The sequence below is a fragment of the Rhodohalobacter sp. genome (assembly GCF_034521535.1).
GTDB lineage: Bacteria > Bacteroidota > Rhodothermia > Balneolales > Balneolaceae > Rhodohalobacter.
Genome location: NZ_JAXHMF010000006.1, coordinates 357,571 through 372,545 on the forward strand (window position 1 = coordinate 357,571; position 14,975 = coordinate 372,545).

The window sequence follows — 14,975 nt, forward strand, 5'->3', positions numbered from 1 at the left end:
TTGTGGTAGTGTGTCTGTAGAGTAGAATAAAAAAGTCTTCTTGTGTAGGTTTAGCAGCGTCTAAACCAACATAAACCCAAATCACAAGAAGACCATGATTATTTCTAAAGTACAACTCAAAGATTTAATTGCCAACCACCTCAAGCAGGAAAACGGGCTCAATGATGTGCTCGAGATCACGCTCAATGCCATGATGGCCAATGAGCGTAGTCTGCATCTGGAGGATGCCGATGGCAACAAAGCCAACGGGTACCGGCCGGGGCGCGTCTACGGTCACGGTAAGCTCCTTGAGCTTCGTATTCCCCGTGATCGCAACGGGGAGTTCTACCCGAAAGTGTTAGCCCTGTTGCGCAGCCAGCAGGCCGAGACCGACAAGCTGGTTAGCGCTCTGTACGGGCAGGGACTCTCTCAGGCGCAGGTAGGGGAGGTATTTGAGCGACTGTATGGTCGCCACTACAGCTCCTCGCAGGTCGGGCGGATGATCCAGTGGATGCGCAACGATGTAGCCGCCTGGAACAATCGCCCATTGGAGGCTCGCTATCCGGTCGTCTTTATCGATGCCTTGTGGGTGAACGTTCGCCGTGACAGTGTGCAAAAGGAGGCCTTCTACGTGGTTCTGGCCGTTAAAGAAGACGGCACGCGAGAAGTACTGGCGATCTCCCACCAACCCACAGAGAGTGCTACCGGCTGGAACATGTTACTGGAAGAATTGCGCGACAGGGGCTTGTCTTCGATTGGATTAATCGTTGCCGATGGGCTATCCGGGCTGGAGGACGCTGTAGCCAGGGTGTACGGCCAGGCTGACTTTCAACGCTGTGTGACGCATGTAAAACGCCGTTTGTTGGCCCGGGTGAGAAGCGAAGATAAGCCTGTGTTGGCTGAGGATCTGCGCGAGGTATTCGCCACAGATGACAAAGAGGATTCTCCGCAGCAAGGCTGGCAGCGTTGGCAGGCGATGTGCCAGAAGTGGCAGGGCAAGTATCGGCGATTCTCCAGGTTAAAGAAAGACCCGCTGTACAGGGCATGTTTTAGTTATTTGAGCTATGATTACCGGATCAGAAACATGATCTACACCACCAACTGGATTGAACGGTTAAACAAGGACTTTAGGCGGGTACTTAAGGTCCGAAACTCCATGCCTGATGAAGATTCAGTGATCACCCTTATGAAGTCCCTCGGGATTACACACAGAAAAACTCATGAGACCGACCGCCTCTAATTAATCCGGAGCTTCAAACCAATCTCTCTATTCGGCGGCTCATTTGCGATACAATTTGAGATCTACCCATATTATGTTCCTATGGAACATGTACCATTTTTAGACAGTGATTTATCAGACAGCGGTCCCGATGGATTTTATCGGGAGAGCTAATAACATTCAGATCCTACAGGTCTGGTTACATTAAACAATTGATTTCATACACTCCCCCTCTTTGTGAACGGAGAGAACAGAGAGGGGGCCGAGGGGGTGAGTTCAACAAATTCCCGAAATACTCCGCAACGAACGCAGTCGAACAATCTCAAGATCTATTCTACAGAACCTTTCTATCATCCCCCTTATCCCGTAAACGGGATTTCCCCCTTCAAAGGGGGACTATATCTTACCCAACCAACTCCTTCAAACCGGTATATCTTATCGTTTCTCTTTGAATACCTGTCGCAAACAGCTCTAAATCACCGTGCAGATGGAAACTGTTTCGAGCTCTCGTGATAGCCGTGTAGAGCAGCTCGCGGGTTAAAATGGGGGTGTCCCGTTTTGGCAATAACAGATTCACATGATCGAATTCAGATCCCTGGCTTTTGTGAACCGTTAGAAAATAAGCCGGTGCGAAATCAGTCAAGCGATTTGGCTGCAGTTTTTTGATCTCAGAGCCTGATTCCACATACACACTCATCTTTCCATCCGATTCCCTGACACAGACTCCCAGATCGCCGTTAAATACACCCAGCGAGTAGCTATTTCGTGTGATTATTATTGGGCGACCATGATACCAGCCGTTCTCGGGCTGAACCGTACGCTCCAAAACCAACATTTTCTCCACCAAGCGATTCAGCTCCCGGCTCCCTTCCGGTCCGCGCCGAAGCACCGTCAGCCATGCCGACCGTTTCCAGAACTCCAGCAGCTCTTTTTCATCGCTCATCTGACTCACCTTTCTAACCTGTCCGGCAACTGCTTCGGCCAGACCTTTCAATCTGTCCCGGCTGAAATCAAACGCTTCATGGGCAAGATCGGAACTCTGATCCATCACTGCCGCTATTTCATCAGCTGTTGCCGTTCCCTTTTTCACTGTAGCTGCCAGTTTTCCAATTCCGCTGTCCGCATCAAACCGGTAGCTTTTCGTCAGATAGAGAACCGAATCGCTTAAAACAGATTGCTCCTTCACCGGCAGATCAGCTTCAGGTAGAATTCGTCTGATTTTTCCTGCTGTCTCAATCATAAACCCGTTTTCAGGCTTCTGGCAGAGATCAGCAAACACCGAACCCGCCTCAACCGATGCCAGCTGATCTTTATCTCCCAGCAGAATCAACCGGGTATTTTTTCCAACATGCGAAATCAACCTGTACATCAAATTCAGATCGATCATAGAGGCTTCATCCACTATGATCAGATCATATCGCAACTTTTTCTTTTCAGGATCGGGCAGCAGTCCGCCTCTATCCAATCCATAGAGCAGCCGGTGAAGAGTAGCCGCATCTTTGGGCAGTTGTGATATCTTCTCCTCCGGAACATTGAGGCGCTCGATTTCCCTGTAAAGCGACTCCGCCATTCTTCCGGCCGCCTTTCCGGTTGGCGCTGCAAGTGCGATCCGAAGCGGTTCTTCACTGCTCATCATCTGCATCGCCAGAATTTTGGCTACCGTTGTCGTCTTTCCGGTTCCAGGACCGCCCGATATAATCAAAAAGGGTTTAATCAGCGACATCGCCACGGCTACCTTCTGCCAGTTGGGTGATTCGGTCTCTCCTTCAAAAAGGGACTGGAAATAGTTGAGCGGTAAATCCGTATGCAGATCCGAAGTTGCTTCACTCCTGCCGGTAATCCAATCAGCAATCTGCTTCTCGTACATAAAAAATCTGCGAATGCTGATTCGATCTCCGTGCAAAATAAACGGCTTCTCCTCATCTCCTTTGCCTATGAGCCGGTTTGATTCCAACTCAGTTCGAACCAATGGAAGTTCCTGAAGCTGTGATGCAGACGGATTGTCCAGATCCAAGTGTCCGGCCCACTCTTTCGGCGATTGATCGATCGGCAGACTCACATGCCCCGCTTTCAAAAACAGTGAGGTAAAAACCGCAATCAGCCTCTCCGCATCGGTGAGCTTACCGTATTTTGATTCTAAATATCGTATCAGCTCCTGTTCATAAAGCTCAATCCAGCCTTCCGTTTTTCCGCTGCTATACCAGTCAAATAGTGTTTTTGATAGATTCATTACTTCACCTCCAGGCTTTTCGCAGAGGAAGTCAGATATTTTTCAAGCCGGTCGATGACCTCCTTTTTCGGCTTCACGCTCCAAACTCCGTTTTCTACTCCCGCTCGCATTCCCCGTACAAACAGGTAGGCCACGCCGCCAAAATCGCGGTCGTAGTCAAAATCCGGAATCCTCGCCGTTAAATACTTTTTCAGGGCCACTGTGTAGATGTGATACTGCATGTCATAATTTGCCGATTCAATTTCTTCTTTCAGTTTGTCAGGTTGATAGTCTTCAATCTGATCTCCCAAATAGTTCGATTTATAGTCCAATATGTAGTATTTACCATTTTGACGAACCGTAAGGTCAATGAAACCGGTCAAATAATTTTGAATATTGTTCTTACTGATATCAGTTGATGCATTTTTTCGGATGATGCTGATAATCTCACTCAAATCCGGATCTGAAGATGGAAAATGAAATTCCATTTCCCGGATCTCATCGCTCCTTTCCACGCTGCTCAAATCCAGATCCCCAATCTTTGCCCCGGTTACGTCCCGCATCATCTTCTGCAGCACACCGGCCCACTCCTTACCAAAATTGTACTGTTCCAATACCTCCTCAGCAATCGGAACCAGGTTGGTTTGATGGGCCGTGGCAAATTCAAAATCCTCATGTTCAAACAGTTTGTGAATAGCTGTACCGGCCGTCGCTCCTTTCGGAAATGTAAATATATTCTGCACTCTCTTCTGCTCGGAACTGCTCTCAAGAAATGAGACGTAGTTGTCGAGGGTCTGATCATAATCAGGCTGGGAGGCATCTCCTCCGTGTGAGTTGAGTGACGAGAAACTATCCAGACGCCTTCCCGGATGAATCTCTTCCGGTCCGCTGTAGGGCTGAAAAGCGGGAACGTTTTCGACTGCATCCGACAGTTTCACACTCTCCGTTCTTTTCTGATACTCCGATATTTTATTCAATGAAACATAGTCAGAATATTTTGCCTGAAGAGCAGTAATCTTATCTATAAATATTGTAGGTTCGACCTGTTTATCATTATCTCCCAATTTATTGTCAAGTTCTTCTTCAAGAAACTTCTTGCCAAGCATGACTCCTCCCATACCCGATATATGAGATTCCGTATGACTCCCCCAAACAATGCGGCACTGATATTTGGCACGGGTTATCGCTACATACGCTTTTCGAACCTCCTCAGATACCGACTCCAGAATACTCTTTTTAACTACATCAGCATTGGCCTCTTTTCTGAAATCAACATTGATTTTCAGTCGGTTATTGTCATCGTGATACTCATTGAACTCGTCGCCCTTCTCTTTTCTTGAACCCTCCCACAGAAACGGACAAAACACAATTGGAAACTCAAGGCCCTTACTGGTGTGAACCGTCAGGATCTTAATCAGTTTTTGATCACTCTCCAGCAGCTGCGTCTTCTCATCATCATCCTCGGCTCGTTTCATCTCATCCACAAACCAATGGTAGAGCTCATTCATCGCTAAAGCGTCCTCTTGCTCAGCTTTAGCGCAGATATCCGAAAGATGAAACAGGTTTGTCAAAACCCGTTCTGAGTCGGGCTGCGTTGAAAAGTGGTGAAGAGATTCCTGTTCAAAAAGAAGATGCCTCATCATGGCATAAAAACCCTGTTTGAACCAGATCTCATTCAGTTCATTCAGAAGCTCAAATAGCTGAGTTATAAACCCATCATCATCCTTGGAACCGTACAAGTGATCCCCATCAAACCCGAAAAATCCGGACACCAACAGATTCCCGGCCTTGGAGCTGTTCATAGGATCTAAAATACTCTCCATCAACAGTTTAATTCTTGTCGCCTCGAATGACTCCAATACCTTTTCCCTAGAGTACGTTACCGCACTCAGGCCTACTTTTTTCAGCTCACGCTTAACCTTTTCGGCGTCCCTGTTCTTCGATACCAGAATGGCAATATCCCCCGGTTCGACCCGCCTCATCTCTTTAGAATCTTCATCATAAATCTGCAGTGATTTATCCTCCAGCATCTCACAGATCTCTCGTATCGACTGATTGACAGAGTAGGTTCGCAGATCGTCTTTATTGGTTTGAAGTGGCTCGTAAACCGTAAAATGAATTCCGGGCGCCGGATCACCATTAACTAAATACTGTCTCTTAAGGTGATCCAGTCCCACCCCGGATCGATTGTAGCCAATCTGTTCGTCCAGAAACGGATCGTCACTGAATCCAAAGAGAGCATTTACTCCCTCAATCAATCCTTCCGAGCTGCGGTAGTTATCCTGAAGCGTGTAGACTTCACCCTGCAGGTCATCCTTCGCTTTCAGGTAGGCATAGACATCCGCCCCGCGAAACGTGTAGATCGCCTGCTTGGGATCACCGATCATCAAAAGTGAGGTATCGACGGAAGTGGCCGGATAGATTTTACTGAAGATTTCGTACTGAATCGGGTCGGTATCCTGGAACTCATCCACCAGCGCAACCGAGTAACGCTTCCTCAACTTTGCGGGCCAGGCTATCTGCGTTTGAGCTGACCGTCAAAGCATCTCGAAGTTTTGTTAACAGATCATCGTAACTGTATGTCTCCATGTCTGATTTAAGCTCTATTCGACGCTCATTAATTCGTTGGTAAGACTCAAGAAGAATCGTGGTTTTTACTTTATCGATGTCTGAAATCAAGTCGGAATATTCATCGATCAATCCAAAAAAGTCACAATATTGAGGTTTCTTCGTTCCCTTCTTTTTCAAGTTCGAATCATCGTCAACATAGCTCCACTTGAAGTATTTAAGCTCTTTAATTGTTTCATTTTCAAAAAGCGATGCATTGAGAAAATCATCCATTTTTTGAATTCTTCCTTCAGCATACTGACTAAACCGACTGAGATCGTTATCAAGAAATTCTTTTCTTATAAAGTCTTTATTTTCATTCCAGCTCTCCAGTAACTTCTTCTTCAGGCTGATCACATCTTCCAAATAGCCATCAAGATCCTCCAACACTTCGCCCTCGATTTCTGCATAAGGCTTCTTGAAAAGATCATTTAGAAATCCTTTCAGCGACTCCGGATGAACAGGAGTATACCCTGTTTTCCTTTTGAAACTGTATAGTATCTCCAGCTTGTACTGCCCGATTTCTGAGTCACTGTTTTCTGCAACAAACTCCCTCCAGAAGTCCTCGGTAGCCTCTTCAAGCTGGGTGTCCTCCCGCGAGATCTCCGCATCAAATGATGAGCCTGCCAGCAGCGCCTCCTCTTTCAACACCTTCTGACAGAACCCGTGAATGGTTGAGATCAAACTGTCATCAAAGTTTAAAATGGCTTGATTGATGACTCTCACCGCCTCTGCTCTGTCATCCGTCTTTTCGAGAAGTTCACTCAGAAATGCGTCCTCAGTCTCTGTCTCGCCATTAAGCAGCATTTTGGCTTCTCGAAGTGATTCCAGAATACGCTCCCGAAGCTCTGATGCCGCTTTATTCGTAAAGGTCACCACCAGGATTTCATCCACTTTCAGATCTTTTTCCAACAGAAGACGAAGAAACAGTCCCACAATCGTGTACGTCTTCCCGGTTCCCGCATTCGCCTCAATAATTGCGCGGGCGTCCCACTGCAGATCATAAATCGATTCAAGCTTCTTAGACATTATCCCTCCTCCGTCATATGCTCATTCATGGTTTCCATCCATTTCAGGTAGGTTTCGTCCAGCAACTCTTCTGAGAACTCCACATTTGGGCCGTATAGCAGTTTAACCGAAAGGTTGTCGCGTTCAGCAAACGGTGAAAACTGGCTGCCTTCAAATTTCGTCCTGGCAGCCGACAAAGCTTTTTCCGGGTCTTTATCAGGACTCTTATCCAAATATTCGTAGATCACATTCGGAAAGAACTTCATCGGTTTAACAGAAAATTTCCTGTACTCATCCATCAGTTCCCCAAGCAACTGTTTTGGATCCTCCACCGGGTTGAATGTAATCACCACCGGCTCACCTTTCTTCAGGTCAATAATGAAACGGCTCTCCGGGTTCTCAAACAACCCTGAAGCCTGAACAGCCAGGTGATTCAGCCACGCCTTGAACAGATTCCCGCCCCGCTTGGATGATGGATTAATCTGCACCAACCCTTTACTTGAATAGTTCTCAACTAATCCGGTCAATCTGTTGTCTTTCAATTTAATATCGAGATCTATATAAGTCAGTTCAGGATTGATATTCAATTCATCCAGAACCTCAAATGCTGTATCAACCGACTTGCTCAACTCATTCAGTTCTTTTCTGCCGCCCCAGCCTGCCGGCACTACTCCCGACTCCAGGACTACGGGTTGAATTTGCTCCTGTTCAATCCCCGAAAGTCGCCACGAAAAGATCTGCCTGAAAAGCTGATGTTTTTCCAGGGCACTCAGAGAAAATTCATCTCTATCTTCCTCCGGATCTCGCGGCCGGGCATCAAATCTGTTTCGCAAAAACCAATCGGGGTGTTTGGTGTAAAACCGGATCAGATCACTCAGCTCAACATCGGTCTGAGCTTCCTCTATTTCAACAGGCTTTCGAAACTGAATACCACCCTTGCGATCTGAAGTATCGGATATGGTTGCCTGCATTGCTCTGTGATATGCTTCAGAGTAGGTTTTACCGTTGGTGAACGCATTGGGTGAAAATCCGGAGATCGCCTCATACTGCACCCAGCTCTCCCGTTTTTTTCCGGTTATTCGGCTCAAGTAATCGATCCATTCGCTCACAATCGGTGAAGGTGGCAGATGTTCGTTATCCACCTTGCTCTGGCCGATGTAGCTGCAGTAGTGGATTTCACCGGCAGCCAGTACTGATTCCAGAAACAGCGCTTTGTCCTCTTTTTTGCGGTCTCTTTCCGTCACTCTCGGATTTTGATTCATAAGGTCAAAATCAGGTGCATTTTGCTTGCGGGGAAAAGTTTCCTCATTCAGGCCAATCATCGCAATCAGCTTAAAGGGCAACCCCCGAACAGGTACCATGCTGCTGAATGTAACTCCATCGGTGAACCGGGCTGACCTTCCTGTTCTATTTTCCAGTACCGCTTCAATTTCTGAGCGTATAAGTTTAAACGATATCTTTCCATCCACAGAAGAAGCCTCAAATTGACTTCTAAGCGACTCAATACCTGATTTCAGCGTGTTGCCCGCTCCATCGCTTATAACGCCATCAGAGAAGAGTTCTGAAGCCCAGCGCGTTAACAGATCACACCACTGCCCTGCCATTTTGGGATGTTTAGCAATCTGCCGGCAATCGTTCAGAAAATTAAAATACCTGTTAAATGCTGCCCAGCGATCTCTGTCGGTAATTGTCTTTACGCCTTCATAGCGTTCAAAACCAAGCTCTTCGGCTCTGTTACTTCCTATGATATCTCCGTCCCAGATTCTCTGCATGGCACGTTTCCAGGTGTGTGTCTTCTGCTCCGGCTGCCCCCACTCTTTACGGTGCTCCTCATCAATACCCCAGATGATGTAGTTATCCTCCAGCCACTCTTTAATCCTGGATGCATCGGATTCAGCTATTTCAAAACGCTCCAGGATCGGTTTTGTCTCAAACAGGTCGAATACATCATTAAACTCGAAACGAGACGTGATCAGGTGCAGGAAATCAAGAAAAGTATTGACTATCTGCAAAGATTGTTGAAAGCCGGATGATGGAGTTCTGTATGGAATTGCAGGTAGTCCCTCCTCCTTCACACCAAACACGGCATCTATCACCTTTTCGTATGGAGCAAGGTCCGGCGTAACGACCAGAACATCATCCGGTTTCAGAGACGGGTCTCTCTCAAACTGCTCAAGCAAAAATTGATGAAGAGTCTCAATTTCCCTCAGCGGACTGTGACACGACCGTATCTGGATTGATTTGTCATCCACATCAAATTCATACTTCTTATCTGACCTGTTTTTAGAAATCCGGTTTTTAACCTCGCTTAGAAGTGTGATAGAATCAAACTCACAGAATTCTTGAACTTCATCATCCACAATGGATTGGTAGATTGAATCGATACTCACCGTCTCTTCCGCCAGTGAGTTTAGAATAGAGCAGTCGTACTCACTGCTGATACTCTCAGTTACCCTGTTTTGAAATAGGTGTATCGGGTGATTTTCGGAGTAGACCTTCAGAAACCGGGCAATTGACGCCGGTATCAAACCGGGGTTGAAAACAAACAGAGGAGTTTTAGAAACTGAATCCTTGCGCTTAAACTCTTTTTCAGCAATATCAAAAAGTTTAGCTTTATGATAGCAGATCGGTGTTTCAAATGAGTTTTCCCATCGTTTTGTCAATAGCTGCCAGAGTTCAGCCTGCCACTTTTCATCTCCTGAGCCGGTATTTCCTGCATCCCATTTTAAAATCATCTCTGGCCGGTAAATCAAATATTGATCATACACGGAAGCGAGCTGACGGCTTAATTTCAGTGTTGCCGGTTCTCTCATCTCATCGCTCTGTTCAGAGATGTAGTTATACAAACGACTAAATCTCTTCAGTACGCCGGGATCTGTCAGTAAACTAAACAGGGTCCATTTCATCGGTTCAGGATCGGATGGCAGAACTTTTGGCAAATCTGGATAGATCTCCCGTATTCGTTTCCAGTGCCACTCTGCCGGCATCATAAACCGGTAATTCGCTGCAATTCCCATCTTTTCGGAGAGATGTAGCTGCAGCCATTTTGCAGAATCCCGGTTGGGAACTAAAATGGTTTGAGATTGGAATGGATCATCCGGTGTTTGACTCTTCAAACAGTCGGATAAATGATCCGCAAGTACGGTAAGCTGATTGCCGCTGTAGTATGAAATCATGAACTCTCTGAGTTGACTGATTGATGACCATCGTCAATGTAAGAATCAGCAGTGACAAGTTCTGTCACCCGTCAAAAAAAGAGAGTAAATAATGTGTGAGTTAAGTAAGACAGGCAGGGTTTAATATCCTTCGATATACTCTTCTATGGCGTCTGTTACTACAGCAGAGTATGATCGATTTATTTTTTCGGCATACATTTTCAGTCGATCAATAAGATCAACTTCAAGATAATAGCTGGCTACTTTTTTCTTTGGCGGATCTTCTTCAACAGGATCCGGAACATCCCTTTCTACAAGGTGTTGTGATATCTCTTCCTCGTTTCTGCGATTATCACCCAAGTTCTGAAGCTCTTTGTTGAGATTGAACTCACCTGTAAAATCACTTTTTACACTTCTTAGAGGTTTTCGCTTTTCACCTCCATTCATATCAGGAATAAATGAGTATTCAGATTCGTCTATTTCTCTGGAGCCAAAGGGGAAATGGCCTAAACTTTTTTTGGTGATGTCCATAACTGCTAATGACCGTTTCTTATTTCTTTCGCAAGCATTTGATAGTCCTTAGCACCGTTGCTTTCACTGTCATATTCAAAAATTGTTTTATGATGACTCGGTGCTTCCGCTAATGCCACGTTATCTCTAATAACGGTATTAAATACTTTTGATCCAAAATAATCCCTAATATGGCCAACCACCTCACGATTAAGGTTTTTACGATTGTCATAGAGAGTACAGAGAATCCCCTCAACTTTTAAGTTTTTATTTAATCGTTTTTGAACGATTTGAATCACATCCATCAGTTTTGATAATCCATGCAGTGCCAAATATTCCGACTGAAGCACAATAACCAGTTCATCAGAAGCAGTAAATGCATTTAAAGTCAGAATACCCAGGTTTGGAGGGCAATCCAGCAGAACAAAGTCATACTTGTCATCAACCTCATCCAGTGCATCCTTGAGCAGCATTTCTCTGGCCGGTACATTTACTAGCTCCATTTCGGCACCTGAAAGCTCAATCGATGATGGAAGTATATCAAAAGAGTTATGTTTTATAATCGCATCAGAAACAGGAACACCATCTTTCAATACATGATAGATATTTTTGTCAATCCGGTTGGAATGAAGCTTTAATGAAAAGGTAAGGTTAGCCTGGGGGTCCATGTCCACTAATAATACCTTATATCCCAGGTTACTGAGACCGGCACCTGTATTAATGGTAGTTGTGGTTTTCCCCACTCCTCCCTTCTGATTTGTGAAAGCAATTTTTCTCATAGCACGTCTTATCGAAACATTGGCATTTTTCTCTAATAGAAAGAGTAAGAAAACGAAATTTTGTTACAATTTATATTATTTAATATAAATAAAAAAGAAAAAGGGCACCCGTTCAGAGCACCCTCTTTGCCGTTATTTGATTGTCGATAGTACGTATTGGAGTTACTGTACAAATATCCACATTTCAGATTATCTAACTGTTATCTAAATATTAAATTTGAATGAGCAGTATTTTAATCTAAATCATTCATTTTTTAGTCAATAACATCCAATATTTCAGATTTGTTATTAATGAGAGTCCGTTAATGCAATCCGTTATAAAGTATTTTTATTCTTACCTTAGTTGAGAACAAATTGAAAAAATTAACTCACGATTTATCCCATAAAATCTGGTTTGCAGAATTGATGCACTCTATAGTTCTTCTCGCTGGTTTTATAAATTAAAATCATCAAAGTTTTACAAATGCCCGATATTCACGAAGGAATGCGTTTTTTCAGCCGAAAGTTGATTAAACCACAAGATTTAAATGCGCACGGTACTCTTTTTGGGGGAAGTGTTTTAGCCTGGATTGACGAGGAAGCAGCCATTTATGTTATATGTCAGCTCGGCAAAAGCAATATTGCCACAAAATTTATGTCGGAAATAGATTTTGTTAGTTCTGCCAAGCTGGGTGATATTATTGAAATTGGCATGGAAACCGTAAATTTTGGCAAGTCTTCCATTACTGTTAAATGTGAAGTACGGCATAAATTTACCAAAGCAACTATTATTCGAATAGAAAAAATAGTGTTTGTCCATCTTGATGAAAAAGGACGACCCACACCTCACAACCTTAAAAAGCCCGTAAACTGACTTATGGCTGAAAATAAAAATCTGGTTGATGTACAAGTAATTCGGGACATGCTCTATGATGACGATGGATATGTAAAAGAGTTCTCTAATGCATCCATTCAATCATTTGGCGAATTCAAGAAGCATTTTAAAGAGTCTTTGCTGGCCAGGGAAATGGACGAACTTCGTCGAGCCGGACATAAGATCAAACCGGTAGCCATGATGCTTAATCTCGATCAGCTGCTTGAAATGTATGAAACATCTAAAACATACCTTGAAGAAAACAAATCAACAGAAGAGCTCGCCGATCTCACCCAAAAGATGGATGCATATTGCGAAAGAGTGATTGCTGAATTTAACGAACTCATTTAATTATAGTGAAAATATAGGCTATTTATGAAGACTGTTCTTGTTACCGGAGGTACCGGATTTATTGGAAGTCATACCGTTTTGGAACTCCTAAAGGCCAATTATGACGTAGTAGTCATGGATAATCTCTCCAATAGTAAAACAGAGTCATTGAATCGGGTTGAGAAACTGACAGGTAAAAAGGCAGATTTCCATGAATTGGATCTGCTCGACAAAGAGGGACTCCGTAAGCTGTTTAGCAATTACGATTTCGATTCGGTCATACATTTTGCAGGTTTGAAAGCTGTTGGCGAATCGGTAGAAAATCCTCTTCTCTATTTTAAAAATAACATTTCCGGAACGGTTACTCTTTGTGAGGTGATGCAGGAATTTGATGTGGAAAATATTGTTTTCAGTTCATCCGCTACCGTTTACGGTGATCCTGAGAAATCTCCGATTCCGGAAGACAGTCCTGTCACATCGGTAAACCCCTACGGCCGAACAAAATTAACCATAGAATATATTTTAAAGGATCTCTATCAGTCTGATAACGAGTGGAATATTGCACTTCTCCGATACTTCAACCCTGTTGGGGCTCACGAGAGCGGGCTAATTGGCGAGGATCCGAATGGAATACCCAATAACCTGATGCCATTTGTAACCCAGGTTGCCGTCGGTAAACTGGACAAGCTTCGCGTTTTTGGTGATGACTACCCTACTCACGATGGAACCGGTGTAAGAGATTACATTCACGTTGTTGATCTCGCTGTCGGTCATCTGAAAGCTTTGGAAAAATTAGAGACCGATCCCGGTGTTGTCACCTACAATCTTGGAACCGGTGAAGGCTCCAGTGTTTTGGATGTTGTAAAGGCTTTTGAAAAAGCCAACTCTATCGAGATTCCCTATGAAATCGCTCCCCGACGAGCCGGTGATGCCGCTATCTGCTATGCTGATCCATCAAAAGCTGAGAAAGAACTCGGCTGGAAAGCCGAGCGCAATCTCGAAATGATGTGCCGCGATGCCTGGAACTGGCAGCAAAAAAATCCGAACGGGTACGATTCCTGAAAACTCAGCTATTCAAAAACTGAGAATGTCTGATCAGGCTCCATAGCCAATATGGATTCTGTCATAAGAGAAATCAAAGCCTCCACATCTTTCAGCGAAGCCGTTTCTACCGGCGAGTGCATGTATCGGATAGGCAGTGATATCAGTGCACTTGGAATTCCCGTACGCTGATAAAAAATACTGTCCGTATCAGTTCCCGTGCGTACACTCGTTGCCTCATGCTGAATGGATATTTCCGCCTTTTTTGCGGCCTTCTCGACAAGTGAAACAACAGATGGATGGTTTGCACCTCCGTGCTGAACCGATGGCCCCTTTCCCAATTTAATAGTGCCGTGCTCCTTGTTATTAATTCCCGGTGTATCCGTAGCGTGAGTAACATCGGTCACCAATGCGGCGTCTGGCATATGACGATAGCTCATCATACGCGCTCCGAATCCGCCTACCTCTTCCTGTACGGAGTTGAGTGCCATCACATTTACTTTTAACTCCTTTTTTCTCTTTCTTAAACGTCTCATCACCTGTGCAATCACAAAACCACCGATTCGGTTATCCAGTGCACGGGCAGCTATAATCTCATCATTCAAATATTCTATTTCATCGGTGTAGGTAACCGGATCTCCAACCTGTACCAGCTCCAGAGCCTCTTCTTTACTGCCGGCTCCGATATCAACATAAATATCCTTCCAGGCCGGCTGTTTACCGCCTCCGTTTTTTGAATCCTGTAAATGAATCGCCTTATTGCCGGTTACGCCTAATACACGACCTTTCTTGTTGTGTATAAATACACGTTTTGCACGTGCAATTGTGGAGTCACTTCCCCCCAGTTTATTAAGCGTGATAAAACCATCATCAGAGATATGCTGAACGACCATTCCGATTTCATCCGCGTGGGCTTCCAGCATAATGGTGGCCACATCCATATTTGTCTCAATTTTGGCCACTACAGATCCATATGCATCGCTCTCTACTTTATCTGAATAATTCTTTACATATTCTCGCCATACTTTTTGACCCTTTGATTCATATCCGGTAGGACTCGGAGTGATAAGTAATTCTTCTAAAAACGCTTGTGACTCTTTATCTAACATCATCATTAATTATTTACGATTTATTTTTGTTTGAATATAAGCAACGGTTTAAACGATGTCGCCTTTTATTCAGTGCAAGATTTCAATTCATGTTTCAATGAATTTCTGTTTAACTTAACCTGGATTATTCACCAAGAAATTTGAATGTGAACAAGGCGAAGTGGAAATGGTGACGG

11 protein-coding genes are annotated in these 14,975 nt (G+C 44.5%); 4 read left to right on the forward strand and 7 right to left on the reverse strand.

Annotation, left to right across the window (positions count from 1 at the left end; translation table 11 throughout):
• Window positions 1-94: 94 nt before the first annotated feature.
• Window positions 95-1,219, forward strand: a complete 1,125-nt coding sequence (locus U5K35_RS13980; RefSeq protein WP_322572111.1) for an IS256 family transposase — start codon at window positions 95-97, stop codon at window positions 1,217-1,219.
• Window positions 1,220-1,601: 382 nt separating this feature from the next.
• On the opposite strand, the gene recD is transcribed toward U5K35_RS13980, so the two are convergent.
• The 6 genes from recD to U5K35_RS14010 all read right to left on the reverse strand — a co-directional run bounded on the left by recD (window position 1,602) and on the right by U5K35_RS14010 (window position 11,466).
• Window positions 1,602-3,428: an exodeoxyribonuclease V subunit alpha gene (recD, locus tag U5K35_RS13985; protein WP_322572112.1), complete on the reverse strand. Its 1,827-nt coding sequence runs from the start codon at window positions 3,426-3,428 to the stop codon at window positions 1,602-1,604.
• Window positions 3,428-5,908, reverse strand: a complete 2,481-nt coding sequence (locus U5K35_RS13990; RefSeq protein ID WP_322572113.1) for a UvrD-helicase domain-containing protein — start codon at window positions 5,906-5,908, stop codon at window positions 3,428-3,430. The genes recD and U5K35_RS13990 overlap by 1 nt, the downstream gene beginning before the upstream one ends.
• Window positions 5,874-7,043: a UvrD-helicase domain-containing protein gene (locus U5K35_RS13995; protein ID WP_322572114.1), complete on the reverse strand. Its 1,170-nt coding sequence runs from the start codon at window positions 7,041-7,043 to the stop codon at window positions 5,874-5,876. Before U5K35_RS13995 ends, U5K35_RS13990 begins: the two co-directional genes overlap by 35 nt.
• The gene (locus tag U5K35_RS14000) at window positions 7,043-10,198 is read right to left on the reverse strand and encodes an exodeoxyribonuclease V subunit gamma (RefSeq protein ID WP_322572115.1); all 3,156 of its coding nucleotides are present in this window, start codon (window positions 10,196-10,198) and stop codon (window positions 7,043-7,045) included. Before U5K35_RS14000 ends, U5K35_RS13995 begins: the two co-directional genes overlap by 1 nt.
• A 120-nt stretch (window positions 10,199-10,318) precedes the next feature.
• Complete coding sequence (locus U5K35_RS14005; RefSeq protein ID WP_322572116.1) at window positions 10,319-10,708, reverse strand: hypothetical protein; 390 nt, start codon at window positions 10,706-10,708, stop codon at window positions 10,319-10,321.
• Between the two features lie 5 nt (window positions 10,709-10,713).
• On the reverse strand, window positions 10,714-11,466 hold the full coding sequence (locus U5K35_RS14010) for an AAA family ATPase (RefSeq protein ID WP_322572117.1): 753 nt from the start codon (window positions 11,464-11,466) through the stop codon (window positions 10,714-10,716).
• A gap of 484 nt (window positions 11,467-11,950) precedes the next feature.
• Here U5K35_RS14010 and U5K35_RS14015 point away from each other — a divergent pair, with 484 nt between their 5' ends.
• From U5K35_RS14015 to galE, 3 genes are read left to right on the forward strand one after another with little or no spacing between them, the layout of a single operon-like run.
• A complete protein-coding gene (locus tag U5K35_RS14015) occupies window positions 11,951-12,319 on the forward strand; it encodes an acyl-CoA thioesterase (RefSeq protein ID WP_416221652.1) in 369 nt (122 codons plus the stop codon).
• 3 nt (window positions 12,320-12,322) lie between these two features.
• The gene (locus U5K35_RS14020) at window positions 12,323-12,670 is read left to right on the forward strand and encodes a taurine dioxygenase (RefSeq protein ID WP_322572119.1); all 348 of its coding nucleotides are present in this window, start codon (window positions 12,323-12,325) and stop codon (window positions 12,668-12,670) included.
• 24 nt (window positions 12,671-12,694) lie between these two features.
• Window positions 12,695-13,711: a UDP-glucose 4-epimerase GalE gene (gene galE / locus U5K35_RS14025; RefSeq protein WP_322572120.1), complete on the forward strand. Its 1,017-nt coding sequence runs from the start codon at window positions 12,695-12,697 to the stop codon at window positions 13,709-13,711.
• 8 nt (window positions 13,712-13,719) lie between these two features.
• Here galE and U5K35_RS14030 read toward each other — a convergent pair whose 3' ends face one another.
• Window positions 13,720-14,805, reverse strand: a complete 1,086-nt coding sequence (locus tag U5K35_RS14030) for a M20/M25/M40 family metallo-hydrolase (protein WP_322572121.1) — start codon at window positions 14,803-14,805, stop codon at window positions 13,720-13,722.
• Window positions 14,806-14,975 lie beyond the last annotated feature (170 nt).